This is a genomic window from Massilia sp. Dwa41.01b (genome assembly GCF_014171775.1).
Lineage (GTDB): Bacteria > Pseudomonadota > Gammaproteobacteria > Burkholderiales > Burkholderiaceae_D > Telluria.
On record NZ_CP050454.1, the window covers coordinates 1,642,769 to 1,665,769 of the forward strand.

At 66.0% G+C, this 23,001-nt stretch carries 21 protein-coding genes and 3 pseudogenes; 14 read left to right on the top strand and 10 right to left on the bottom strand.

What is annotated here, in order from left to right; translation table 11 throughout:
• Positions 1-9 precede the first annotated feature (9 nt).
• The 9 genes and pseudogenes from hisC (at position 10) to rfaE1 (ending at position 9,095) form a co-directional block, all read left to right on the top strand.
• A complete protein-coding gene (gene hisC / locus G4G28_RS07475) occupies positions 10-1,125 on the top strand; it encodes a histidinol-phosphate transaminase (protein WP_183108201.1) in 1,116 nt (371 codons plus the stop codon).
• Positions 1,125-2,024: pseudogene (locus tag G4G28_RS07480) on the top strand (prephenate dehydrogenase). The gene hisC and the pseudogene G4G28_RS07480 overlap by 1 nt, the downstream one beginning before the upstream one ends.
• Positions 2,024-3,367 carry a 3-phosphoshikimate 1-carboxyvinyltransferase gene (aroA, locus tag G4G28_RS07485; RefSeq protein WP_183108202.1) on the top strand — a complete coding sequence of 448 codons (1,344 nt, stop codon included), beginning with the start codon at positions 2,024-2,026 and terminating at the stop codon, positions 3,365-3,367. The pseudogene G4G28_RS07480 and the gene aroA overlap by 1 nt, the downstream one beginning before the upstream one ends.
• 30 nt (positions 3,368-3,397) lie before the next feature.
• A pseudogene (gene cmk, locus G4G28_RS07490) lies at positions 3,398-4,059 on the top strand ((d)CMP kinase).
• Positions 4,060-4,206: 147 nt separating this feature from the next.
• Positions 4,207-5,883, top strand: coding sequence for a 30S ribosomal protein S1 (gene rpsA / locus G4G28_RS07495; RefSeq protein WP_229425521.1), 1,677 nt, complete (start codon positions 4,207-4,209; stop codon positions 5,881-5,883).
• A 21-nt stretch (positions 5,884-5,904) separates the two neighbouring features.
• Positions 5,905-6,210, top strand: coding sequence for an integration host factor subunit beta (locus tag G4G28_RS07500; RefSeq protein ID WP_056344442.1), 306 nt, complete (start codon positions 5,905-5,907; stop codon positions 6,208-6,210).
• A 307-nt stretch (positions 6,211-6,517) separates the two neighbouring features.
• The gene (locus tag G4G28_RS07505) at positions 6,518-6,823 is read left to right on the top strand and encodes a lipopolysaccharide assembly LapA domain-containing protein (protein WP_182991476.1); all 306 of its coding nucleotides are present in this window, start codon (positions 6,518-6,520) and stop codon (positions 6,821-6,823) included.
• 30 nt (positions 6,824-6,853) lie between these two features.
• Complete coding sequence (lapB, locus tag G4G28_RS07510; RefSeq protein WP_182991477.1) at positions 6,854-8,029, top strand: lipopolysaccharide assembly protein LapB; 1,176 nt, start codon at positions 6,854-6,856, stop codon at positions 8,027-8,029.
• 91 nt (positions 8,030-8,120) lie between these two features.
• Positions 8,121-9,095: a D-glycero-beta-D-manno-heptose-7-phosphate kinase gene (rfaE1, locus tag G4G28_RS07515; protein ID WP_182991752.1), complete on the top strand. Its 975-nt coding sequence runs from the start codon at positions 8,121-8,123 to the stop codon at positions 9,093-9,095.
• Positions 9,096-9,157: 62 nt separating this feature from the next.
• Here rfaE1 and G4G28_RS07520 read toward each other — a convergent pair whose 3' ends face one another.
• On the bottom strand, positions 9,158-9,898 hold the full coding sequence (locus G4G28_RS07520) for a hypothetical protein (protein WP_183108203.1): 741 nt from the start codon (positions 9,896-9,898) through the stop codon (positions 9,158-9,160).
• Positions 9,899-10,048: 150 nt separating this feature from the next.
• Between G4G28_RS07520 and G4G28_RS07525 the strand changes: the two genes are divergently transcribed.
• On the top strand, positions 10,049-10,426 hold the full coding sequence (locus tag G4G28_RS07525; RefSeq protein WP_182991480.1) for a helix-hairpin-helix domain-containing protein: 378 nt from the start codon (positions 10,049-10,051) through the stop codon (positions 10,424-10,426).
• Positions 10,427-10,520: 94 nt separating this feature from the next.
• Here the strand turns inward: G4G28_RS07525 and G4G28_RS07530 are convergent, their stop codons facing one another.
• Positions 10,521-10,883 carry a hypothetical protein gene (locus G4G28_RS07530; RefSeq protein ID WP_183108204.1) on the bottom strand — a complete coding sequence of 121 codons (363 nt, stop codon included), beginning with the start codon at positions 10,881-10,883 and terminating at the stop codon, positions 10,521-10,523.
• The gene (locus tag G4G28_RS07535) at positions 10,865-11,662 is read right to left on the bottom strand and encodes an acyltransferase (protein ID WP_183108205.1); all 798 of its coding nucleotides are present in this window, start codon (positions 11,660-11,662) and stop codon (positions 10,865-10,867) included. Before G4G28_RS07535 ends, G4G28_RS07530 begins: the two co-directional genes overlap by 19 nt.
• 185 nt (positions 11,663-11,847) lie before the next feature.
• Here G4G28_RS07535 and G4G28_RS07540 point away from each other — a divergent pair, with 185 nt between their 5' ends.
• Together G4G28_RS07540 and cysM are read left to right on the top strand one after the other, a co-directional pair.
• The gene (locus G4G28_RS07540; RefSeq protein ID WP_182991481.1) at positions 11,848-13,236 is read left to right on the top strand and encodes a M20/M25/M40 family metallo-hydrolase; all 1,389 of its coding nucleotides are present in this window, start codon (positions 11,848-11,850) and stop codon (positions 13,234-13,236) included.
• Positions 13,237-13,354: 118 nt separating this feature from the next.
• Positions 13,355-14,257: a cysteine synthase CysM gene (cysM, locus tag G4G28_RS07545; protein ID WP_182991482.1), complete on the top strand. Its 903-nt coding sequence runs from the start codon at positions 13,355-13,357 to the stop codon at positions 14,255-14,257.
• Between the two features lie 103 nt (positions 14,258-14,360).
• Here the strand turns inward: cysM and G4G28_RS07550 are convergent, their stop codons facing one another.
• From G4G28_RS07550 to G4G28_RS07570, 7 genes are all read right to left on the bottom strand, one after another.
• The gene (locus G4G28_RS07550; RefSeq protein ID WP_182991483.1) at positions 14,361-14,705 is read right to left on the bottom strand and encodes a hypothetical protein; all 345 of its coding nucleotides are present in this window, start codon (positions 14,703-14,705) and stop codon (positions 14,361-14,363) included.
• A gap of 448 nt (positions 14,706-15,153) precedes the next feature.
• On the bottom strand, positions 15,154-16,362 hold the full coding sequence (gene mltB, locus G4G28_RS07555) for a lytic murein transglycosylase B (RefSeq protein ID WP_182991484.1): 1,209 nt from the start codon (positions 16,360-16,362) through the stop codon (positions 15,154-15,156).
• Positions 16,363-16,384: 22 nt separating this feature from the next.
• Complete coding sequence (locus G4G28_RS25405) at positions 16,385-17,266, bottom strand: transglutaminase family protein (protein ID WP_229507929.1); 882 nt, start codon at positions 17,264-17,266, stop codon at positions 16,385-16,387.
• Positions 17,266-18,363: a DUF3488 domain-containing protein gene (locus G4G28_RS25410; protein WP_229507930.1), complete on the bottom strand. Its 1,098-nt coding sequence runs from the start codon at positions 18,361-18,363 to the stop codon at positions 17,266-17,268. The genes G4G28_RS25405 and G4G28_RS25410 overlap by 1 nt, the downstream gene beginning before the upstream one ends.
• Positions 18,360-19,139: a DUF58 domain-containing protein gene (locus G4G28_RS07565; RefSeq protein WP_229507931.1), complete on the bottom strand. Its 780-nt coding sequence runs from the start codon at positions 19,137-19,139 to the stop codon at positions 18,360-18,362. The genes G4G28_RS25410 and G4G28_RS07565 overlap by 4 nt, the downstream gene beginning before the upstream one ends.
• A 23-nt stretch (positions 19,140-19,162) precedes the next feature.
• Positions 19,163-19,396 (bottom strand): hypothetical protein, encoded by a 234-nt coding sequence (locus G4G28_RS25415; RefSeq protein WP_229507932.1) that lies wholly within the window; start codon positions 19,394-19,396, stop codon positions 19,163-19,165.
• Position 19,397: 1 nt separating this feature from the next.
• Positions 19,398-20,318 carry a MoxR family ATPase gene (locus G4G28_RS07570; protein ID WP_183108206.1) on the bottom strand — a complete coding sequence of 307 codons (921 nt, stop codon included), beginning with the start codon at positions 20,316-20,318 and terminating at the stop codon, positions 19,398-19,400.
• 240 nt (positions 20,319-20,558) lie between these two features.
• On the opposite strand from G4G28_RS07570, the pseudogene G4G28_RS07575 reads away from it, so the two are divergent.
• Together G4G28_RS07575 and G4G28_RS07580 are read left to right on the top strand one after the other, a co-directional pair.
• A pseudogene (locus G4G28_RS07575) lies at positions 20,559-21,487 on the top strand (histone deacetylase family protein).
• A 240-nt stretch (positions 21,488-21,727) separates the two neighbouring features.
• Positions 21,728-22,606 carry a hypothetical protein gene (locus tag G4G28_RS07580; RefSeq protein WP_229425525.1) on the top strand — a complete coding sequence of 293 codons (879 nt, stop codon included), beginning with the start codon at positions 21,728-21,730 and terminating at the stop codon, positions 22,604-22,606.
• The last annotated feature ends 395 nt before the right edge of the window (positions 22,607-23,001 follow it).

Genomic DNA, 23,001 nt, shown 5'->3' on the forward strand with positions numbered 1-23,001 from the left:
AGATCAATCATGACGCAATTCGGTCCAGACTACGTTCGTGCCATCGCCCCCTACCAGGCCGGCAAACCCATCGCTGAAGTCGCCCGCGAATTCGGCCTCGACGAAGCCAATATCGTCAAGCTCGCTTCCAACGAAAATCCGTTCGGCGTGCCCGAGTCCAGCAAGACCGCGATGGCGCAGGCAGCAAGCGAACTGGGCCGCTATCCGGACGCCAACGGCTTCGAATTGAAGGCTGCCCTGTCCAGCCGCTACGACGTCCCGGCCGACTGGATCACGCTGGGCAATGGGAGCAACGACATCTTGGAAATTGCCGCCCATGCATTCGTGCAGAGGGGCGAGTCGGTCGTGTTCTCGCAGTATTCCTTTGCCGTGTACGCGCTGGCGACCCAGGGCGTGGGCGGGCGTGCGATCGTGGTCCCGGCCGTGAACTACGGCCACGACCTGGACGCGATGGCGGCCGCCATCGCGCCGGACACCCGCCTCGTCTACGTGGCCAATCCGAACAACCCGACCGGCACCTTCATCGATGCCGCGGGCATCGAAGCCTTCCTGAAAAAAGTGCCGGCTAGCGTCATCGTCGTCCTCGACGAGGCTTATAACGAATACCTGGCGCCCGAACACCAGTTCGAATCGAGCGCCTGGGTGCGCAAGTATCCGAACCTGGTGGTGTCGCGCACCTTCTCCAAGGCCTACGGCCTGGCCGGCCTGCGCGTGGGCTTCGCGATCGCCCAGCCAGCCGTCACCGACCTGATGAATCGCATCCGCCAGCCCTTCAACGTCAATTCGCTGGCGCAGGCGGCCGCGATCGCCGCGCTGAACGACAAGGCCTTCCTGGAAAAGGGCGCCCGCAACAATGCCGAGGGCTACAAGCAGCTGACCGCGGCCTTCGAGGAACTCGGCCTGGAATACGTGCCATCCTTCGGCAACTTCGTGCTGGTGCGCATGGGGGGCGACGATGGCGCCGGTGCGCGCGTCAACCTGGCTTTGCTCAAGCAGGGCGTGATCGTGCGTCCGGTGGCCGCCTACGGCCTGCCGCAGTGGCTGCGCATCTCGATCGGCTTGCCGGAAGAAAATGCGACCTTCATCGCGGCCCTGAAGCGAGCCCCGGCGCAGGCCGCCGCCTAATGCTGGGCAAGGTCGTCGTCGTCGGTACCGGGCTGATCGGCGGCTCGTTCGCGCTGGCCTTGAAGGCGGCCGGCGCGGCGCGCCAGATCGTGGGGCTGGAGCGTTCGCCCGATGCGCTGGCGCGTGCACTGGCGCTGGGCATCGTCGATGTCGCTACCGCTTCTTATGAGGAAGCAATGGAGGGTGCCGACCTGGTGCTGCTGGCCGCGCCAGTCGCCCAGACCGCTGCGATCCTGGCCGCCCGGCGCCGCACCTGGAGCCGGGCACGGTCGTCACCGATGCCGGCAGCACCAAGCTTGACGTGGTTGCCAGCGCGCGCCGGTGCTGGGCGAGGGTGCGCGGCAGTTCGTGCCTGCGCACCCGATCGCGGGACGCGAGACCAACGGGCCCGAGGCGGCCCTGGCCGAACTGTACCGCGGCAAGAAGCTGGTGATCACGCCGCTGGCGGAGAATGCGCCGGGCGACGTCGGCCTGGTCGCCGCCGCCTGGCGCCTGTGCGGCGCCGTGGTGCACACGCTCACGCCCGAGCAGCACGACGGCGTGTTCGCGGCTGTGAGCCACCTGCCGCATCTGCTGGCCTATGCCCTGGTCGACGATATCGCCGGGAAGCCGCACGCCGAGCTGCTGTTCCAGTACGCCGCCAGCGGTTTCCGCGATTTCACCCGGATTGCGGCGTCCTCGCCGGAAATGTGGCGCGACATCAGCCTGGTCAACCGCGGCGCGCTGCTCACCGAGCTCGATGCTTATCTGGCACAATTGACTGCAATGCGGGCGCAGCTCGCCGCCGGCGACGGCCCGGCCCCGAAGCCATCTACGCCAACGCCCAGCGCGCGCGGCGCGCCTGGAGCGACGCCATCGAAACAGCGGAGCCGCCACCGGTTCCGTCTCAGGAAGAATAATGACGCAGCAAAAGCCTCAATCGAAACACTATCCGCAGCACATCGACCTCGAGCCGGTGATGCATGTCGAGGGTACGGTGCGCCTGCCGGGCTCGAAGAGCATTTCCAACCGTACCCTGCTGTTGGCGGCGCTGGCAGAGGGCGAGACCCTGATCCACGACCTGCTCGCTTCCGACGACACCGCCGTCATGCTGGAGGCGCTGCGCGCGCTCGGCATCAAGTGGGAAGAAGTCGACGAGCGCAGCATCCGCGTGCACGGCGGGGGCGGCACCCTGCCCCAGCATGAAGCGGACTTGTTCATGGGCAATGCGGGCACCGCGATCCGTCCACTGACCGCGGCGCTGGCCGTGATCGGTGGCGACTACACCCTGCACGGCGTGTCGCGCATGCATGAGCGTCCGATCGGCGACCTGGTCGAGGCCCTGAACGCCGTCGGCGCCGCCATCGAGTACACGGGCGAGCCCGGTTTTCCGCCGCTGCGCATCAAGCGCGGCCACATCCACGCCAACCGCATGGCGGTGCGCGGCAATGTCTCCAGCCAGTTCCTGACCGCCTTGTTGATGGCGGCGCCACTGATGGCGCGCGGCCATGCGGTGACGATCGACGTCGTCGGCGAACTGATCTCCAAGCCCTACATCGAGATCACGCTGAACCTGATGCGCCGCTTCGGGGTCACGGTGGAGCAGAACGGCTGGGCCTCCTTCACGGTGCAGCCGGGCCAGCGCTACACGAGCCCGGGCAGCATCCACGTCGAAGGCGATGCCTCTTCGGCATCCTACTTCCTGGCGGCCGGCGCGATCGGCGGCGGCCCGGTGCGGGTGGAAGGCGTGGGCGCCGACAGCATCCAGGGCGACGTGCGCTTTGCCGACGCCCTCGAGCGCATGGGCGCGCTGGTCACCCGCGGCCCGAACTGGATCGAGGCACGCGCCAATGGCCCCCTGCAGGCCATCGACGCCGACTTCAACCACATTCCCGATGCGGCGATGACGATCGCGGTCGCCGCCCTGTATGCCGACGGCCCCAGCACGCTGCGCAACATCGCCAGCTGGCGCGTGAAGGAAACCGACCGCCTGGCGGCGATGGCGACCGAACTGCGCAAACTCGGCGCCGAGGTGGAGGAGGGCGCCGACTACCTGCGCATCACGCCACCTGCGGAACTGAGCCCCGCCACCATCGACACCTACGACGACCACCGCATGGCGATGTGCTTTTCGCTGGCGGCCCTGGACGGCAAGGCGCGCCGCGGCAATGCCATGCGCATCAACGATCCGAAGTGCGTCGCCAAGACTTTCCCGGACTATTTCGAAGCGTTCGCGGGCATCGCGCGCAACGAACTGTTTTAATCGCGCCCGGCGCGTACCAGAGGTAATCACATGCCAAATTCCCATATTCCCGTCATCACCATCGATGGCCCGACCGCTTCCGGCAAGGGCACCGTCGCCGCCCGCGTCGCCGAGCGCCTGGGCTACCACCTGCTCGACTCGGGCGCGCTGTACCGCCTGACCGCCTTGTCCGCCATCCGTGCGGGCATCGCGCTGACGGACGAGCGCGGCGTGGCGAAGCTGGCGGCCGAACTGCCGGCGCGCTTTGCCGGCGGCGACATTTTCCGGGAGACGAGGAAGTCGGCGCGCTGATCCGCGCCGAGGAAGTCGGCAACAGCGCCTCGAAGATCGCGGCGCTGCCGAGCGTGCGCCAGGCCCTGTACGCCCTGCAGCTGGGCTTCCGGCGGACACCCGGCCTGGTGGCCGACGGGCGCGACATGGGCACCGTGATCTTCCCCAACGCCAAGCTGAAAGTGTTCTTGACAGCAAGTGTTGAGGCACGTGCGGAGCGCCGCTATAAGCAATTGATTGGCAAAGGATTTTCTGCTAATATGGACGATCTGCTCGCGGATTTGCAGGCGCGCGACGAACGCGACACCCGTCGCACCGTCGCCCCGCTGGTCCCGGCAGAGGGCGCGTACATCCTCGATACGTCGGACATGACGGTCGATGTAGCGGTGGAGCAAGTGCTTCACTGGAACGCGCTGTTGTAGTTTGTTGTACCAAGTGGTGCCTGGAGCGTGCAATCCTGCCTCTTCCGGTGTTGTCCAACCTGACCCAGTTCAGAACCGCACCATCGACGGTCCTGCTGGCTAACTCGTAAATAACTCATGTCTACTGCAACCAATCAAGATTCCGGTATGGAAAGCTTCGCAGCCCTCTTCGAGGAATCGCTGTCGCGTCAAGATATGCGCTCGGGCGAAGTCATTTCCGCTGAAGTCGTGCGCCTGGATCACAACTTTGTGATCGTCAACGCCGGCCTGAAGTCGGAAGCCTTCATTCCGGTCGAAGAATTCAAGAATGACCAGGGCGAACTGGAAGTCCAGATCGGCGACTTCGTTTCCGTGGCCATCGAATCGCTCGAAAACGGTTTCGGCGATACCATCCTGTCGCGCGACAAGGCCAAGCGCCTGGCATCGTGGCTGGCACTGGAAAAAGCAATGGAGTCGGGCGAGATCGTCACCGGCACCGTCAACGGTAAAGTCAAGGGCGGCCTGACCGTCCTGACCAACGGCATCCGCGCATTCCTGCCGGGTTCGCTGGTCGACACCCGTCCAGTCAAGGACACCACCCCGTTCGAAGGCAAGACCCTCGAATTCAAGGTCATCAAGCTGGACCGCAAGCGTAACAACGTCGTGCTGTCGCGCCGCGCCGTCATCGAAGCATCGATGGGCGAAGAGCGCCAGAAGCTGATGGAAACGCTGAAAGAAGGCACGGTCGTGACCGGCGTCGTCAAGAACATCACCGACTACGGCGCGTTCGTGGACCTGGGTGGCATCGACGGCCTGCTGCACATCACCGACCTGGCATGGCGTCGCGTGCGTCACCCGTCGGAAGTGCTGTCGGTTGGCCAGGAAATCACCGCCAAGGTCCTCAAGTACGACCAGGAAAAGAACCGCGTCTCGCTGGGCGTCAAGCAGCTGGGCGACGATCCCTGGACCGGCCTGTCGCGTCGTTACCCGCAAGGCACCCGCCTGTTCGGTAAAGTCACGAACCTCACCGACTACGGCGCGTTCGTCGAAGTCGAGCAGGGCATCGAAGGCCTGGTGCACGTGTCGGAGATGGACTGGACCAACAAGAACGTGGCCCCGAACAAAGTCGTGCAGCTGGGCGACGAAGTCGAAGTCATGGTCCTGGAAATCGACGAAGAGCGTCGCCGTATCTCGCTGGGCATGAAGCAGTGCAAGGCGAACCCATGGGACGACTTCGGCATGACCCACAAGAAGGGCGACAAGGTCCGTGGTTCGATCAAGTCGATCACCGACTTCGGCGTGTTCATCGGCCTGCCAGGCAACATCGATGGCCTGGTGCACCTGTCCGACCTGTCGTGGACCGAAGCCGGCGAAGAAGCAGTGCGCCGCTTCAAGAAGGGCGACGAGCTGGAAGCCGTTGTCCTGGCCATCGACGTCGAGCGCGAGCGTGTTTCGCTGGGCGTCAAGCAGCTCGAAGGCGACCCGTTCAACAACTTCGCAGCCCTGAATGACAAGGGTTCGCTGGTCACCGGTACCGTCAAGTCGGTCGAGCCTAAGGGCGCCGTCATCGGCCTGAACGAAGAAGTCGAAGGCTACCTGCGCGCTTCGGAAATCTCGCGTGACCGCGTGGAAGACGCTGGCACCCACCTGAAAGTGGGCGACAAGGTCGAAGCACTGGTCATCAACATCGATCGCAAGGCTCGCAGCATCCAGCTGTCGATCAAGGCGAAAGACAATGTCGAGACCCAGGAAGCGATGAGCAAGCTGGCTTCGGACAACAGCGCAGCGACCGGCACCACCAGCCTGGGCGCCCTGCTGAAGGCCAAGTTCGATAACAAGAACTAATTGGCTGCCTGAGGCGACCAGATGACCAAGTCCGAGCTGATTGCACGACTGGCTGAGCGTTATTCTCAGCTGGTCGCCAAGGATGCGGAGTACGCAGTCAAGACCATCCTCGATGCGATGACCAACGCCCTGGCGACCGGGCAGCGCATCGAGATCCGTGGTTTCGGCAGCTTTGCACTGAACAGCCGTCCTCCCCGCATCGGCCGCAACCCGAAGTCCGGCGACAAGGTGATGGTGCCCGAAAAACGGGTGCCCCACTTCAAACCGGGCAAGCAGTTGCGCGAGCGGGTCGACGCGATGGTCGGGCAACCGATCATCGAAGACTGAAGTCGTCTGCGAGCGTGCAGGCAACAAGAAAGGCGTCCATCGGACGCCTTTTTTTTTGCGTGGCGATGGCGTTCTGCGTAGGGCAGGCGGGCCTCCCGCCTGCGCGTTCAACCGGCACATGACCCGCCGCGGAGCCCTGCAAGTGCAGCAGAGCCACGGAACAGGTGCCCCAGACGTGGTTTGAACGCGTAGGCGGGGAACCCGCCTACCCTACGAACGTCCCGATCGATGTCGATCAGCCCGTTCTTTGAAATAAACTTGCAGATATGCGACACTGCGCCTTTGCAGAGCGCCAGCCGGAACACCCATGAAATTCCTCTCCACCATCGCCGGATTCATCCTCTTCGTCCTGTTTTTCGGCTTCGCGCTGAAGAACACGAAGGAAGTCGAGCTGATTTTTTTCCTCGGCTACGAATTGCGCGGTCCGCTGGTGCTGATGCTGCTCGCCTTTTTCATCGCGGGAGCCGGGATGGGCATCCTTGCCATGTCGCCAACCGTGTTCCGCCATCGCCGCGAAGCCTCGCAGCACAAGCATACCGTGCAGGCGCTGCAAAGCGCCGCCGGCACCGGCACTGCCCAACCGCCCGCCGACGCCGTGACGACCCCGCGCTGAGCGCTGCACTTCAACCAAGAACAAGAACCCATGGAATTTGAAATCTGGTGGCTGCTGGCCATTCCCGTCTTCTTCGGCCTCGGCTGGATCGCCGCCCGGGTCGACATCAAGCAACTCCTGTCCGAATCGCGCACCTTGCCGCGGGCCTATTTCAAGGGCCTGAACCTGCTGCTCAACGACCAGCCGGACAAGGCCATTGACGCCTTCATCGAGATCGTCACCCTCGACCCGGAAACGGCCGACATGCATTTTGCGCTCGGCAACCTGTTCCGTCGCCGCGGCGAGATCGAGCGTGCCATCCGCGTCCACCAGAACCTGCTGGCGCGGCCCGACCTGCCGTCGGCGCAGCGTGCGCAGGCACAATATGAACTCGGCATGGATTACCTGAAGGCGGGCCTGCTCGACCGCGCCGAGGAAACCTTCAACAGCCTCGTCGACGGCAGCTACAGCGTGCAAGCCCAGCGCGCGCTGCTGGAAATCTACCAGCGCGAAAAGGAATGGCGCCGTGCCATCGACGCCGCCACCGGCCTGCAAGCCTCGGGCGCCGGTGCCCGCCAAAAGGAAATCGCCCAGTTCTATTGCGAGCTGGCCCAGGACGCGCTGGTGCGCACCGACCTGCCCGACGCGCTGTCCCTGCTCGACAAGGCGCTGCACGCGGACCGCAACAGCGTGCGCGCGACGATGCTGCTGGGCGACGCGCTGCTGGCCCGGGGCGAGGTCGAGGGGGCGATCACCACCTGGAAGCGCGTCGAACAGCAGAGCGTGCCGCATGTGGCCCTCGTTGCCGGCCGCCTGATGGATGGCTTCCGCCGCGTCGGCCGTGCGCAGGAGGGCGTCAACCTGCTGCGCTCCTACCTGGCCGAAGCCTCGTCGATCGACCTGATCGAAGTCGTGTTCAAGGCCGTCATCGAACTCGATGGCGTGGAAGCGGCCAAGCAGCTCGTCCTCGACGAACTGCGCCGCAATCCCACCCTGCTCGGCCTGGATAAATTGCTGGAAGCGCGCCTGATGGATGCGCCGGCCCACATTTGGGAAGAGCTGTCGATGGTGAAGAACCTGATCCACGGCTATACGGCCAAGCTGGCGCGCTACCAGTGCAGCCATTGCGGCTTCAAGGCGCGCCAGTACTATTGGCAATGCCCGGGCTGCAGCAACTGGGAAACCTATCCGCCGCGCCGCACCGAAGAACTGAATGTGATGAATTGAAGGTGGCCAGCTGGACGCCACGTTCCGAGTGGGCACGTCATGCAAGCCCCCGGCTCCAATGACCCCACCCTACATGAATGCATACGCGATGATGAACACGACCGCAAGCCGCCTCCTCGACGGCGCAGACTACCTCCAGACTCCGGCGCCTGCCCTCGACAGCGTTCGCCTGCTCGTCGTCGGCGACGTCATGCTCGACCGTTACTGGTTCGGCGACGTTTCCCGTATTTCGCCCGAGGCACCGGTGCCGGTGGTGCGCATCGAACGGCGCGAAGAGCGCCTGGGCGGCGCCGCCAACGTCGCGAGGAATGCCGCCGCGCTCGGTGCGCAGAGCGGCTTGCTGGGCGTGGTCGGGGCCGACGAAGCCGGCAGCCAGGTCGAGACCCTGCTGCGCGACTCCAGCATCCACAGCTACCTGCAGCGCGACGAGGCGATTTCGACCATCGTCAAGCTGCGCGTCATCGGGCGCCAGCAGCAGATGGTGCGCATCGACTTCGAGGAAGCGCCCACCGAGACCGTGCTGCGCGACAAGCTGACCCAGTTCCGCGCGCTGCTGCCGGACTACGACGTCCTCATCTTCTCCGACTACAACAAGGGCAGCCTGGTGAACGTGGCCGAAATGATCAAGGCCGCGCGCGCAGCCGGCAAGATCGTGATGGTCGACCCGAAGGGCGACGACTTTTCCATGTATGCCGGCGCCACCATCCTGACGCCGAACAAGTCCGAACTGCGCCGCATCGTCGGCAGCTGGAAGACGGAAGAACAGCTGACCGAGCGCGCCCAGGCACTGCGCCTCGAACTCGGCCTGGAAGCGCTGCTGCTGACCCGCTCGGAAGAGGGCATGAGCCTGTACACGGACGATGAAGTACTGCACGTGCATGCCGATGCGCGCGAAGTGTTCGATGTGTCCGGTGCCGGCGACACGGTGATCGCGACCATGGCGGCCATGCTCGGTGCCGGAGTGCCGCTCGACGTGGCCCTGGCCACCGCCAACCGCGCCGGCGGCATCGTCGTCGGTAAACTCGGTACGGCCACCGTCACCCGCGAGGAATTGTTCGCGGCCTGATGCGGGCCACGGGGCGGCCTGGCGCCGTCCCTACAGCAGCAACACCTCGGCCTCGCCCGGTATCACCAGCCGGGTTTCCGGGGTATATCCCTCGTCGCCCTTGAAACGGCGGCAGAACACCGTCTCGTGCGCATGGTTGCGCAATTCCTCGCTGGCCGGCAGCGTGGCCACGACCCGCTCGCCCTCGCGCAGCAGCACACGGTGCCCTGCATGTGGCTGCACACGGCCACGGCCAGCTTGCGGGTGACGGCCCACACCACCGGTTTCTGGTACCGGGGCAGCAGCTTGCCGACCGCGCCGCGCGCATCCGCCAGCAGCGACTGCACCGCGCCCACCGTCCAGGCGTCGCGCGGCAGGGTCGGCACCAGCACCAGGTTGACCGACAGGTCTTCCTTGCGCTTGTTGATCAGGAACTGGCCGTTTTCCCGTGCGATGCGCTCATTCACCGGGACGACGAACACGCCATCGGCCTGCGCCTTCACCGGCAGGGTCTCGTGCTCGCCTTCGAGCCAGATCTCGAGGTCGTCGGTACGCACGTCCTGGCGCTTGGCGCGCAATTCGACACCGAGCGCCGCGCGGCCGCCGAGCGCATCCTGCACCGCCCGCGCCATAGGGTAGAACAGGTCGGCGTAGGGCACCAGGCGCGTGCGCGCGCCCTTGATCTCGACGGTTTGCAGGGCAGCGGGCGCGGCATCGGGATCGGCCGTGGCGCAAACGGGCAGGCAGGACAGGAAGCCGGACAGCAGCAGGATGGAGGGGCGCATGGCAGGCTGGGAGTTGCCGGGGAAGCCCCATGGTTTCATGCTTTTGCCGGAAACTCAACAGGGCCTCCAATTTTCCACCTTACGTGCCTTGATTGACCTCAACAGTTCAGCGTCAACACGAATGGCCGTGCCGCGTTAAGCGCGGGTGGGCGGCATCCGCCGTCCACTTCCCGTACATGGAGAGATTCGATGATCAAGAAACTGATGCTTGCCATTGCCGTGCTGGTTGCTTCGACCGGCTTCGCGTTCGCCCAGGTCGACGTCAACAAGGCCGATGCCGCCGCGCTCGATGGCGTGAAGGGCGTGGGCCCGAGCATGTCGAAGGCCATCCTGGACGAGCGCGCCAAGGGCGAGTTCAAGGACTGGGCCGACTTCCAGAAGCGCGTCAAGGGTGTCGGCGACAAGAAGGCGGCCAAGCTGTCGGAAGCGGGCCTGCAGGTGAACGGCAAGGGCAAGGAAGGCGCCGCTCCGTCCAAGCCCGATGCCAGGGCCGACACCAAGACCGCCAAGGCGGCGCCTGCGAAGGAGGCCAAGGCCAAGGGCGGCGAGGCCAAGGCGGCAATGTAAGCTCGCGCTTGTTCCGGCTGCCGCAATGGCGGCCGGTGGTGGCGGGCACCGACATGGCGGACGCATGCCAGGTACGCCGTGGGGTGCCCTTTCTTCAGCGGGGCGACGGGCGTGCGATTAGCCGTTCCAGCAGCCGCGCCAGCAGGTTACAGCACAGCAGCAAGGGCAGATAGACGAGGAAAGTCCAGGTCTGCACCTCGCCCAGCAGCGCCCGGTACAGCGCCACCGTGCCGAGGACCAGGAACATGTGGGACAGGTAGAGCTCATAGCTCAGGCTCCCCATGCGCGCAAGCCAGCCCAGGCCGTGGCGCGCCCGTGGCGGATGGGCGTGGCAGGCCAGCAGCAGCGCGCAGGTCCCGAGGCAGAGGACGACCAGCCCGGACTTGAACAGGTGGCGGTGCACTAGGTCGGACCAGCCCAGCACCAGCACGATGCCAGTCAAGCCGAGCCAGGCCATGGCACGTGCCTGGCGCGCACCGGACGCCAGCGCTGCGCCAGCAGGGCCGCCAGTACGCCCCAGGCGATCGCCGCCATGCCCGGCAGGTAGGCCTTTTCGCGCCACACCTCGTCGGCCACCGGTACCAGGTTACGCAGCGGCACCAGGCAGAGCGCCCATGCCAGCAGCAGGCCGATCAGTACCCGGCGTGGCAGCCACAGGCAGAGCATGGGAAAGCCCAGGTAGAACACTTCCTCGATCGACAGCGACCACAGCACGTCCCAGCCCGCCGGTGCCCAGCCCGTGCGGCCCTCGTACCAGTTGAAGGTGAACGTGAGGGCCGAACCAAGCAATCCGACGGTCGTCTGCTCGCCTTCCGGCGCAAAGTCGGGCACGCCCATCCATGCCAGCAGCGTCAACACGGCCAGGACCAGCCCCAGCAGGGGCAGGATGCGCCGCGCCCGGGCAAGATAGAAGCGGCGCAGGTCCACCCGCGCCAGGTCGCCATCGCGCTCGATGATGCGGCTCGCGATCAGGAAACCCGAGACCGTGAAGAAGATGAACACCGCCTCGTAGCCATTGAAGCTGATGGCGTCGATCAAGCGCTTCGGCAGCCAGTCGCCGAGCAGGCTGGGGCCGAGCGGCAGGCGGAAGGGCAGGGCCAGGTGATGCACGATGACCAGCAGGATGGCGAGGCCGCGCAGGCAATCGATGCCGAAGTTGCGCGGCGCCGGACGCAGTGTGGCTGGTGTGGTGCCTGGCGACGGCGCGTGCGGAAGGACCGGTGGCATTGTTGTCATGTGGATAGCTTTCAGATGGACCGCCGCCATCATAAGCGCACCCGGCCGTCGCGGCCAGCAGAACCGCGCCGCGCCCCGCACGAGCGTGCCGGCCGCGCCGTTTTTGCATGTAAAGACTGCAAGCGGCGGGGTATGCATGAGAAGATAAAGCGCTTGATTGAAGCGTAACGATTTCAAGGATTCCCATGCCTCACGTCCGCATTATCGCCGGCCTTGTTGCCGCCCTGTTCGCTGGCGCCGCTGCCGCTGCCGCCACCCCCGCTGCAAAGAGCGCGGCTCCCGCCGGTCCCGACGTCAAGCGCCACCAGGCGCAGATCGACAAGATCGTCGCCGAGATCTCGCCCAAGCGCATCGAAGGCTATGTGCGCAAGCTGGTGAGCTTCGAGACCCGCCATACGATGTCGGACACGACTTCCGAGACGACCGGTATCGGCGCCGCACGGCGCTGGATCAAGGGCGAACTGGAACGCTGCGGCGCCGGCAACCTGCAGGTCGCCTTCGACAGCCACATGGCACCGGTATCGGCGCGCATCTCGCGCCCGACCGAGATCGTCAACGTGGTCGCCACGCTGCCGGGCACGCAGGAAGCATCGAAAGACCGTCTCTACGTGGTCAGCGGCCACTATGACTCGCGCAACACCGACGTGATGGATGCCACCGGCAAGGCGCCAGGCGCCAACGACGATGCTTCCGGCACGGCCGCGGTAATGGAAATGGCCTGCGTGATGGCCAAGTACAAATTCGACGCCACCCTCGTCTTCATGGCGGTCGCCGCCGAAGAGCAGGGCCTGCTCGGCGCCGGCCACTGGGCAAAAACGGCGCGCGAAAAGAACCTGAACGTCGCCGGCATGTTCACCAACGACATCATCGGCAGCTCGCGCGCCGACGACGGCCGCATCGACAACAAGCAGGTGCGCCTGTTCGCCCAGTCGATCCCCGCAACCAGGGAGATGAGCGAAGCCGTGCGCACCCTGGTGGCCACCGGCGGCGAGAACGATTCGATCTCGCGCCAGCTGGCACGCCATGTCAAGGAGCAGGGCGAGCGCTACGTCAAAGGCTTCAAGGTCAATGTCATCCAGCGCCACGACCGCTACCTGCGCGGGGGCGATCACATGCCTTTCCTGGAGCAGGGCTATGCCGCGCTGCGCTTTACCGAGCCGAACGAGGATTTTTCGCACCAGCATCAGAACCTGCGCACCGAGGACGGCAAGGTGTATGGCGACCTGACTGAATTCGTCGACTTCGACTACACGGCCAGGGTGGCGAAGGTGAACGCCGCGGCGCTGGCCTCGCTGGCGCTGGCACCTGCCGCGCCGAAGGAGGTCAAGGTACGCACCGACAAACTGGTGAACGATTCGACGCTGGTGTGGCAGGCCAATGCCGAACCGGACGTCGTTGGCTACCGCATCGTCTGGCGCGAAACCACCGCCGCCGGCTGGCAGGGATCGCAGTACGTCGGCAACGTCACCGAGGCGACCGTCAAGCTGTCGAAGGACAATTACTTCTTCGGCGTGCAGGCTGTCGACAAGGACGGCAACGCCAGCGTCGCGACTTACCCGATGCCGCTGCGCTGATCTTGCAAGGTGGGCACGGCGTGCCCACCTTGCGCCATACCGCGCCTCTGGCCCTCCCCATACGCCTTGTCCCTTCCCGGTTTAGAATGATGGTTTGAAGAACCGTGAGAAAGCAAACATGGCCTACAAGACCATCGAAGACACGATCGGCAATACCCCGCTGGTGCAACTGGTGCGCCTGCCGGGGCCGGAGATCGCTGCGCGCAACAACATCATCCTGGGCAAGCTGGAAGGGAACAACCCGGCCGGCTCGGTGAAGGACCGCGCCGCCATGTCGATGCTGAAGAATGCCGAGGCGCGTGGCCAGATCAAGCCGGGCGACACCATCATCGAGGCCACCTCCGGCAACACCGGTATCGCGCTGGCGATGGCGGCGGCGATTCGCGGCTACAAGATGCTGCTCCTGATGCCGGACAACCTGTCGATCGAGCGGCGCCAGAGCATGGCCGCCTACGGCGCCCAGATCGTGCTGACGCCGAAGACGGGCGGCATGGAATATGCGCGCGACATGGCCGAGCAGATGCAAAAGGACGGCAAGGGCATCATCCTCGACCAGTTCGCCAACCAGGACAACCCGCGCGCCCACTACGAGACCACCGGCCCCGAGATCTGGCGCGACACCGAAGGCCGCATCACCCATTTCGTCAGCGCGATGGGCACGACCGGCACCATCATGGGCGTCTCGCGCTACCTGAAGGAACAGAACGAGGCGGTGCGCATCATTGGCGCCCAGCCCGAGGAAGGCTCGTCGATCCCGGGTATCCGCAAGTGGCCGCAAGCCTACCTGCCGAAGATCTACGACAAGGCGCGCGTGGACCAGGTGGAAAACGTCGGCCAGGCGGCGGCCGAACAGATGGCGCGCCGGCTGGCGGCGGAAGAGGGCATCTTCTGCGGCATCTCGGCGGCCGGTGCCTGCGAAGTGGCGCTGCGCGTTGCCCAGACGGTGGAGAATGCAACGATCGTGTTCGTCGTCTGCGACCGCGGCGACCGCTACCTGTCGACCGGGGTGTTCCCGGCCTGAACAGGACGCAGAATGGCAAAAGGGGCGATCCGATCGCCCCTTTTTTTCGTCCTTCTTCCGTCACGGCCGCGCCGGGTGGCCGGCCGTGTGGAATATCGGAAAATTACTCGCCGCTCGAGGCGCCTGGTGCCGCGCCTTCTTTCGGCTTGAACTGCTTGTCGCTGATGCGGAACTTGTTGCGGCGGTCGCCCATCAGGTAGCGCAGGTCGCGAATCGACAGGTCGCTCACCTCGTGCATGCGAATGAGCAGCGATGCACCCACCGGCAGGCGGTGGTGCCGGATTTTGGAGATCACGGGCGGCGCCACTTCCAGTGCGCGCGACAGTGCGGCGTCGTTTTTCAGGCGCAGGTTCTCGATGAGGGTGTCCAGCAGACGGTTCGGGTTGTATTGCAGCAATTCATCCGACTCCGCATCGCTGTTCATATCAATGCCGACTTGGTTTGTCATGATCTCTTTGTTCCTATTGTGGGTTACGGAAAGTCGCTAGCGGCGTTTCGATTCCGGACGTCTTTCGAAAAAATATACTCAATTGTACAACTATTTTAGGCTCTAGTACCTATGAGCAATAGAATTCGGTGCGAAGCGTTGATCCTGTTGTCTAATCGCAACAATAGCCGCAATGCAATTCTCTCACAAACTCACGGAAAAAATAATTGTTTTTTCGTTAAACCGGAGTGTAGAGGAAACACGTGTTGCGAGACGCACGTTTCAGATTGATATGCCTGAATGACAAGACCGGAGGGGGTATGCGCGATCAAAAATGTTTCCATAGAGTACAGAAACAGAGTCGGGAGAGATACACCGGGGGAGTACCCCGGTATTTGAAGTGCTGCGCTACAGCAAAACCGCCGCTTTGTTGTGACAGCCTGTTACATGCTGTTACAACTTTCCTGCTCTACAAGACTGCGCCGCTGCGGGCTTCTCGTACGGCACGGCCGAGTTCGATCACCGACATGGCGTAGAAATAGCTACGGTTATATTTGGTGATGGCAAAAAAGTTATCGCTGGCGACCCAGTATTCGGTCGGCGCGGCGCCGTTTTGCAGGTCGACCAGGCCGTACAGCCGGTCGGTGGCCAGGGGCGTACCAGTGACGACGCCGACCGCCGCCAGCTCGTCGGGACGCAGGCTCGCAACGAGGCCGCGGTCGAGCAGGCTTTCCCAGTGGCGGTGCTCGGCCACATCGGCCGGGATCACGGCCGGGCCTTTCTCGCGCGGGTTCCACCCATGCTGGATCAGGAAGTTGGCGACGCTGCCGATGGCATCCGCGCTCGAACCGCGCAGGTCGACGTGACCGTCGCCGTCGAAGTCGACGCCATACTTCAGGATGTTGCCGGGCATGAACTGCGGCAGGCCGACGGCGCCCGCGAACGAGCCCAGCAGGGAGAACGGATCGATGTTCTCGTGGCGTGCCAGCAGCAGGGTGTTTTCCAGCTCGCTGCGGAAGAAGGCGCTGCGTGCGGCGGCGTTCGGCGCTTCCGGATAGGCAAAGGCCAGCGTGGTGAGCGTATCGAGCACGCGGAAGCGTCCGGTGTCGCGGCCATACACGGTTTCGACGCCGATGATGCCCGCCAGGATTTCCGCCGGCACGCCATAGGTGGCCTCGGCGCGCGCCAGGGCGTCGGCGTTCTCGTTCCAGAAGCGCACGCCGGCACCGATGCGGATCGGCTCGATGAAGCGTTCGCGGTAGGCTTGCCAGTTCTTCGGCTTGCCCGGCGGCGCCGGTTTTACCAATTGCACGGCCGAGTCGACGAAGCGCACCTGGCGCATGCGCGCCTCCAGCTCGTCGCGGTCGAAGCCGTGTCTGGCGGCCATCTCGTCGACGAAAACGCGCACGGCCTGCCAGTCGGCGAAGTTGACCTGTTCACCTTCGTAGTCGATGCCGCTCGCGGCGACCGCGGCTTTGGCGACTGGCTGGGGCGCGGCCTTGGCGGCCTTGCCTTTAACAAGCTTGCCTTTGGCCGGCTTGGCCTTGGCGCCCTTGCCCTTGGTGGCCTTCGTGATCCTGGCCTTGCCCTTGTCCGCCCCGTGCTGGGAGGCGGCGCTGGCGTGGGAGTGAGGTGCTGCGAGAACGAGTAGTGCGAGAATGGATGCGAAGAATTTCATCTAACTTGCGAAAGTAGGCGCTTCAGGACCGCGGCAAGATGTTCGTGGCGGCGCGGGGGCGCGTAGCGCCAGGCGCTGTAACGGGACAGGAACTCGGCCACCGCCGCCTGCGCGGGGGCGCCAGCCTGCCGGCCTGCGCGATGCGCGCGGCGTAGGCGCCCGGACCTTCATCTGCCGAACGCGCCAGTCCCAGCCGGGCCAGGCGCGTACACAGGGCCGAGTATAGCGCATCGATCGGGTCGATTTCGCGGCGCCGCTTCAAAGTTCTGGCAACCAGCAACAGAGTTATCAGGACGGCCAGCGAGAGCGGCAAACGCCATCCCAGCAGCGAGGACTGCACATAATCGAGCACGTTGCGCTGGCGCTGCGGCGTGTAGTTCAGCACCCACTGGTTCCAGCTGTTGTTGAGCGCCCCGGCCGCATAGCGCAGCTGGGCCAGCAAGGGATGGCTGTCGCCGTCCAGGCGCATCAGGCTGCCCAGGCCCTCGATGCCGAAGGGCGCGCTCTCGGGAATCGCGCTGGCCAGCCCGCGCCGCACCCGTTCGGGCGCCACCGCCGCGGTCGGGTCGATGCGCACCAGCCGCGCCGCGGCAGCCAGACCTCGGCCCGGCATGGGCGTCGGACTGGCGCACGGTGAGGTAGCCGTCCGGGGATTGAGTTCGCCGCCCCGGTAGCCGGTGACGACCCGTGCCGGCACGCCGGCGGCGCGCATCAGGAACACGAAGCTGCCGGCGAAGTGCTCGCAAAAGCCGGCGCGGCTCTCGTAAAGAAAAGCGTCGACGGCGTCGCGTCCCAGCAGCGGAGGACTGAGCGTGTACACATAGTTCTGCTCGCGGAAGCTGCGCAGCACGGCTTCCACCCGCCTGCGTGGATCGGCCTCTGAACGCAGCGCCAGGCCCGCCATCAGCGCGCGCGGATTGCTGCCCGCCGGCAGCTGCAGCCAGTCGTCCAGGCCGGGCGGCGGGCCCGGGCCTGCAGGCTGAAATCGAGATGCGAGCGCATGCGGTAGCGCAGCCGGGTTTGCAGCGGCGCGTCCGCGGTGATTTCGAAGCTGTCCGAAACCTGTACCGCCTTGCCGGTCAGTTGCGGCAGCTGCGCGGGCATCTCGAGCGCGAACAGCCAGCGCGAGTCGGCCGGCTCGGTCGTCACTTCATAGGCCAGCGGCCGTCCGCGCAGCGACAAGTCGGCGGGCGTATCGGTGGCGCCGCGCTCGCTTGGTCGCACGCGGGTCCAGGTGCGGCCATCGTAGACACCCAGCACGGGGCCGCGCCAGTACAGGCGTTCCTGCGCCGGCACGGGCCCGTCGAAACGCACGCGGAAGGCAGGCTCGGTCGATTCCGCCAGGCCTGCCATCGTGCCCGGTGCCATGGTTTCCGACATGCCGGTGCGGGCGCTGGCGGCGTCGTCGGGCAGGCCCCAGAGCGGACCCTGGATGCGCGGGAACAGGAAGAACAGGCCAAGCGCCAGCGGCATGGCCAGGCCGAGGATGCGCACGCTCATCAGCAAACGGGCGCTTAGCGGCGGGCGCGCTGCGCCGAACTGGAAGCTCATCTGGGCGGTCAGCAGCGCCAGCACCGATAGCACGGTCAGGAGCGCGGTGCCGATTCCCTGCTCGTAGAAGAAGTTCGTCAGCACCAGGAAGAAGCACAGGAACACCACCACGAACAGGTCGCGCCGCGCGTGCATCTCCAGCATCTTGAAGGTCACCAGCAGCACCAGCATGGCGACGCCGGCTTCGCGGCCGAGCAGGGTCTGGTAGCTTTGCGCCACGCCCAGCATGGCCGCCGCGGCCAGCGGCAGGAGCAGCAGCGAGGACGGCATGCGCTTGCCCTGCAGGGTGATGGCCGCGCGCCAGGACAGCGTCAGGCCGCACAGCAGCGATACCCAGGCCGGCAGGTGGGCCATGTGCGGCAGCAGCACCAGCAGGGCGCTGGCCAGCAGCAGCAGGGTATCGGCCTTGTCGCGCGGGAGCGACGTCAACTTCGCCAGCAAGGCATTCATCGCGCCTCTCCGGGTGTGCCGACGCCATACAGGGCGAGGGCGCGCAGGCAGGCGGCCTGGTGGGCCGCGCCGATGCCGGCCTCGAAGCTGTCGCCGCCCAGGCGGAAGGCATAGGGCAGGGCGCGCTGTTCGCACTCGAGCACCCAGCGCGTCAGGCGCGACAGGCGCAGTTCCAGGTCCATCCGCGGCGGCAGCTGCGCCAGGTCGAGCAGCAGTTCGCTGTGGGCGCCCCCTTCGAAATGCTTGGTGGCGAGCTGGCCGCCGTCAGCCGGGTCGAGGCGCGCGATCTGGCGCCAGGCCAGGCGCTTGAGCGGGTCGCCCGGCTGGTAGGGCCGCACGCCGGCGAAGTCGTCGTCGCCACCGTGGCCGCTGCCCTCGCTGCCGCTGTTGGAAGCCGGCGGTAGCGGCGGCGCGCCCTCCTCGGGGAAGGGATAGACCAGCGCGCGCATGTCGGGCTGCCAGTAACTCCAGGCGCGAAACAGCCCCAGCGGAAAGCGCGTGGACAGCACCAGGCGCGGCGCGGCCAGCCAGCCGCGCGCCTCGCTCGGCAGTGCCAGGCGCACGGTGGTGTTGCCGCTGGCGGGAATGTCGACCAGGTGGCGCCCCGCATCAGCGCTGCCGGCGAGGTCGACCTGGATCGCGTAGCGCGCCCGTTTCGTGGTGTTCGCCAACTGCAGTTCGAACAGCGCTTCCTGGCCGGCGAAGACGGAAGGCGCGCGCCCTGCCGCCAGGCGCAGGTGCACCAGGTTGCGCCAGGTGAAAAACAGGTCGACCACGGCGCAGGACAGCGCCAGGAAGGTCAGGCCGAAGCCGAGGCCCAGTTGTAGTTGATCGAGCCGACCAGCAGCACCAGCAGCAGGGCGGCGAAGCCCAGTCCCGGGCCGGTCGGCAGGATGTAGACCTGGCGCTGGCCGAGGAAGGCCTCGCGGCCGCGGCGCCGTTCGCGCTTCGGGCGCGGCAGCCAGCCGGTGCCGGCGCGTCCCTTCGCGCTTGACTCGGCTTTGTCGGCCGCCGCTGCCACATCCGTCGCCATGCTAGACCGGCACCGATTTCTGCAACTGCAGCACCAGGTCGCGGCTGGCCAGCGCCAGGCCCCGGGCCGATTTCAGCGGGCGCAGGCGGTGCGCGCAGACGGGCACCAGCACCGCACGGATGTCTTCCGGCAGCACGTGGTCGCGTCCTTCGAGGGCGGCCCAGGCGCGTCCCGCCTGCAAGAGGGCCAGCGTCGCGCGCGGCGACAGGCCTTCGGCGAACAGCGTGCCCTGGCGCGAGGCCGCGGCCAGTGCCTGCACATAGTCGATCAGCGCGTTGGAGGCGTGGATGCCGCGCAGGGCCTGGCGCGCTTCGACCAGTTCGGCCGGGCTCATCGCCGGCTCGAGCGTGCGCAGGAGTGCGCGCCGGTCTTCGCCCATCAGCAGCGCGCGTTCGGCGGCCGCGTCCGGGTAGCCGAGCGAAAGGCACATCAGGAAGCGGTCGAGCTGGGATTCGGGCAGCGGGAAGGTGCCCACCTGGTGCGCGGGGTTCTGCGTGGCGATGACAAAGAAGGGTTCGGGCAGGGGGCGGGTCATGCCGTCCACCGTCACCTGGTGCTCCTCCATCGCCTCGAGCAGGCCCGACTGGGTCTTCGGCGTGGCGCGGTTGATCTCGTCGGCCAGCAGCACCTGGGTGAAGATCGGGCCCGGGTGGAAGGAAAAGCCGTTCTTCTCGCGTTCGTACACCGAGATGCCGGCAACATCGGCCGGCAGCAGGTCGCTGGTGAACTGGACGCGGTTGAACTTCAGTCCGAGCGAGATGGCCAGCGCGTGCGCCAGCGTGGTCTTGCCGACGCCTGGCACGTCGTCGATCAGGAGGTGGCCCCCGGCCAGCAGGCAGGTGAAGGCAAGGCGTACCTGCTGGTCCTTGCCGACCACGATCTTGCCCACTTGCCTGGCGCTGGCATGCAATTTATTGAACATAGAGAGTTCCAAAAGTCGAATGATGCGAGGCCGCGCCCGGCATGGTAGATTAGTGCCATTGCAAGCATTCTTTCCATGCCGCGCCGAAGCCGTCCAAACGATTCTATGCGAGAACGGCCGATCCCGGTGTATGGCTGAGCAGCGCGGCCATCCCGGAATCACGGCGGCGCTGCGGCAGCGCACCGGCCGCGCTCACTGCACCAGGCACCGCACCAACCACCGCACCACGACCGCACCACCATGAGCACAGCCATCTACAGCCATCCCGACTGCCTGCGCCACGACATGGGCGACTGGCATCCGGAGTCACCCAGCCGCCTGCAGGCGATCGAAGACCAGCTGATCCTGGCCCGCCTCGACGGCCTGCTCGAGCGCCGCCTGGCGCCGCTGGCCGAGATTCCCGCCGTGCTGCGCAACCATACCGAGGGCGCGCTGGCGCTCGTGCGCGACCACATCCCGCCGCCCGGCGAGACCTATGCGCTCGACGCCGACACCTTGCTCTGCCACGCCAGCTTCGATGCCGCCCTGCGCGCCGCCGGGGCAGCCCTGGCCGCCACCGATGCGGTGATTGCCGGCGACATCGCGAACGCCTTCTGCGCGACCCGTCCACCCGGCCACCACGCCACCCCGAGCGAGCCGATGGGTTTCTGCCTGTTCAACAACGTCGCCATCGCCGCGCGCCACGCCCTCGAAGCGCACGGCCTGGAACGCATCGCCATCGTCGACTTCGACGTTCATCACGGCAACGGCACCGCCGACGCCTTCCGCGACGACCCGCGCGTGCTGATGGCCAGCTTCTTCCAGCATCCCTTCTATCCGTATTCGGCGCCCGAGCCGTTGACAGGCACCCGCGTCAACGTGCCGGTGCCGGCCGGCAGCGGCGGCGACGTCGTGCGCCAGGTGGTGCGCGAATACTGGCTGCCGGCGCTGCGGGCGCACCGGCCGCAGATGGTCTTCGTCTCGGCCGGCTTCGACGCCCATCGCGACGACGACATGGGCGGCATGGCGCTGGTCGAAGCCGACTATGCCCGGATGACGCGCGAGATCATGGCGGTGGCGCGCGAACACGCGGGCGGGCGCATCGTCAGCTGCCTGGAAGGGGCTACGACCTGTCGGCGCTGGGGCGCAGCGTCGTCGCCCACCTCAAGGTGCTGGCCGAACTCGACTAGCCCCGTCCGGCGGCGCGGGCGCCCGGCCAATTGTTACCTTCGGGTCCCGGTGCCATTTAACTGACAGTAAATTTTATTTGCATAGGCGTTTTCGCCACAGAATCTTCTTCAGTCAATCGTGCGTTTGACAGCAATCTAAGCCAGGCATACAGTCGGCTCAGCCGTAAAAAACGGCTGCGCCTGCGTTTGCCGGCAGCGATGGCGACCGACAGGCGTCCACTCAAAAACAAGGAGGAGATTGTGAAGAAAGTACTGCAGATGATGGCGGCCGTCTGTTTGATGGCCGCCTCGAGCTTTGCCGCGGCCACGAACTACACACTATGGATCAATGGCCGCACCGGTGGCGGGGTGGTCGGCAACTACAACAGCTGGACCTATTGGGGTCCCGGCACCACGGCCGCCGGCGTCAACAAGAAATCGGTCAACTGGGACGGGCGCAGCAGCATTGCTTCGCAAAGCGGCAAGATCCGCGACGCGCTCGACTGCTTCTGCACCGGTAACAACTGGTGCTATGTCGTCACCCACAGCGCCGGCGACCTGATGATGGGCTACACGATGGCCAATTACGGCGGCTCGGCGCGCGTGAAGAAGAATGCGGTCGCGAACACCTCTGGCGTCTGCGGCAATACCGACGGTACGTCCCAGACCGGCTGGAACATCAAGTGGGTGCGCGCCGCGTCGGGCGCCGGCGGCGGCTCGGAGCTGTCCGATGCCGGCTCCTGGACCACGTCCGAACCGCTGGTGCAGGACCTGAAGACCACCACCGCGCGTGCCATGTACAACCACAACACCACCCGCAACGTCTGGTTCTACATGTATGCCGGCGCCAAGGGCACCGCCTACTCGGGCATCCTGCCGGGCCAGGACGACGAAGCCGTGGCCTACCATAGCACCGGCGGCGTGGCCGGCAGTTCGGGAGGCTCCTACTGCAACCCGAGCGACTGGCTGTGCAACGACCTGAGCCTGGGGACGGCGGCCAACGAAGGCGGCAGCCTGAAGTGGAGCTACCACTCGGTCAGCTTCCGCGACGATAACGAGGCCTACAACCACTATGCCAACGGCAACTGGGGCGGCATCGTCGGCGTGGTCCGCAGCGCCGTGGTGAACAGTGCCCTCTGATCGTCCGGGAGGAGTGGCGCGCTGGCGCCGCTGGCTGCCGCTGGCGCTGCTGTTCGCGCTGGTGGCGGCCATCGGCTGGCTGGTGCTGCGCAAGGGCGAGCAGCCGGGGCCGGCGCCCGTCGCCGGTCCCGCTGCCGCTGCCCGGGGCCCCAGTTCTTCGGCCAGGTCGCGGCCGCGGGCGGGGCGCCGCCGGCAGCCGACGAGCGCACGCGCCAGCGCCAGCTGCTGGTCGAAAACTACGAACTGGCCGACCACACCTATTGCAGCTACCGCGAGGGCAGCCAGTATCCGGCCGGCTCGCGGCCGATGTCGCAGAATCCCGACCAGGCCTATCCGAACCGGCCCGTCACCGAGATGAACCCGATGCGCGGCGACGACCGCCGCAGCAACCCGAA

Coding starts and splice junctions, on each gene's coding strand:
- hisC (WP_183108201.1), top strand. CDS start 10: ATGACGCAATTCGGTCCAGACTACGTTCGTGCCATCGCCCCCTACCAG.
- aroA (WP_183108202.1), top strand. CDS start 2,024: ATGACGCAGCAAAAGCCTCAATCGAAACACTATCCGCAGCACATCGAC.
- rpsA (WP_229425521.1), top strand. CDS start 4,207: ATGGAAAGCTTCGCAGCCCTCTTCGAGGAATCGCTGTCGCGTCAAGAT.
- G4G28_RS07500 (WP_056344442.1), top strand. CDS start 5,905: ATGACCAAGTCCGAGCTGATTGCACGACTGGCTGAGCGTTATTCTCAG.
- G4G28_RS07505 (WP_182991476.1), top strand. CDS start 6,518: ATGAAATTCCTCTCCACCATCGCCGGATTCATCCTCTTCGTCCTGTTT.
- lapB (WP_182991477.1), top strand. CDS start 6,854: ATGGAATTTGAAATCTGGTGGCTGCTGGCCATTCCCGTCTTCTTCGGC.
- rfaE1 (WP_182991752.1), top strand. CDS start 8,121: ATGAACACGACCGCAAGCCGCCTCCTCGACGGCGCAGACTACCTCCAG.
- G4G28_RS07520 (WP_183108203.1), bottom strand. CDS start 9,898: ATGAAACCATGGGGCTTCCCCGGCAACTCCCAGCCTGCCATGCGCCCC.
- G4G28_RS07525 (WP_182991480.1), top strand. CDS start 10,049: ATGATCAAGAAACTGATGCTTGCCATTGCCGTGCTGGTTGCTTCGACC.
- G4G28_RS07530 (WP_183108204.1), bottom strand. CDS start 10,883: ATGGCCTGGCTCGGCTTGACTGGCATCGTGCTGGTGCTGGGCTGGTCC.
- G4G28_RS07535 (WP_183108205.1), bottom strand. CDS start 11,662: ATGACAACAATGCCACCGGTCCTTCCGCACGCGCCGTCGCCAGGCACC.
- G4G28_RS07540 (WP_182991481.1), top strand. CDS start 11,848: ATGCCTCACGTCCGCATTATCGCCGGCCTTGTTGCCGCCCTGTTCGCT.
- cysM (WP_182991482.1), top strand. CDS start 13,355: ATGGCCTACAAGACCATCGAAGACACGATCGGCAATACCCCGCTGGTG.
- G4G28_RS07550 (WP_182991483.1), bottom strand. CDS start 14,705: ATGACAAACCAAGTCGGCATTGATATGAACAGCGATGCGGAGTCGGAT.
- mltB (WP_182991484.1), bottom strand. CDS start 16,362: ATGAAATTCTTCGCATCCATTCTCGCACTACTCGTTCTCGCAGCACCT.
- G4G28_RS25405 (WP_229507929.1), bottom strand. CDS start 17,266: ATGGCGGGCCTGGCGCTGCGTTCAGAGGCCGATCCACGCAGGCGGGTG.
- G4G28_RS25410 (WP_229507930.1), bottom strand. CDS start 18,363: ATGAATGCCTTGCTGGCGAAGTTGACGTCGCTCCCGCGCGACAAGGCC.
- G4G28_RS25415 (WP_229507932.1), bottom strand. CDS start 19,396: ATGGCGACGGATGTGGCAGCGGCGGCCGACAAAGCCGAGTCAAGCGCG.
- G4G28_RS07570 (WP_183108206.1), bottom strand. CDS start 20,318: ATGTTCAATAAATTGCATGCCAGCGCCAGGCAAGTGGGCAAGATCGTG.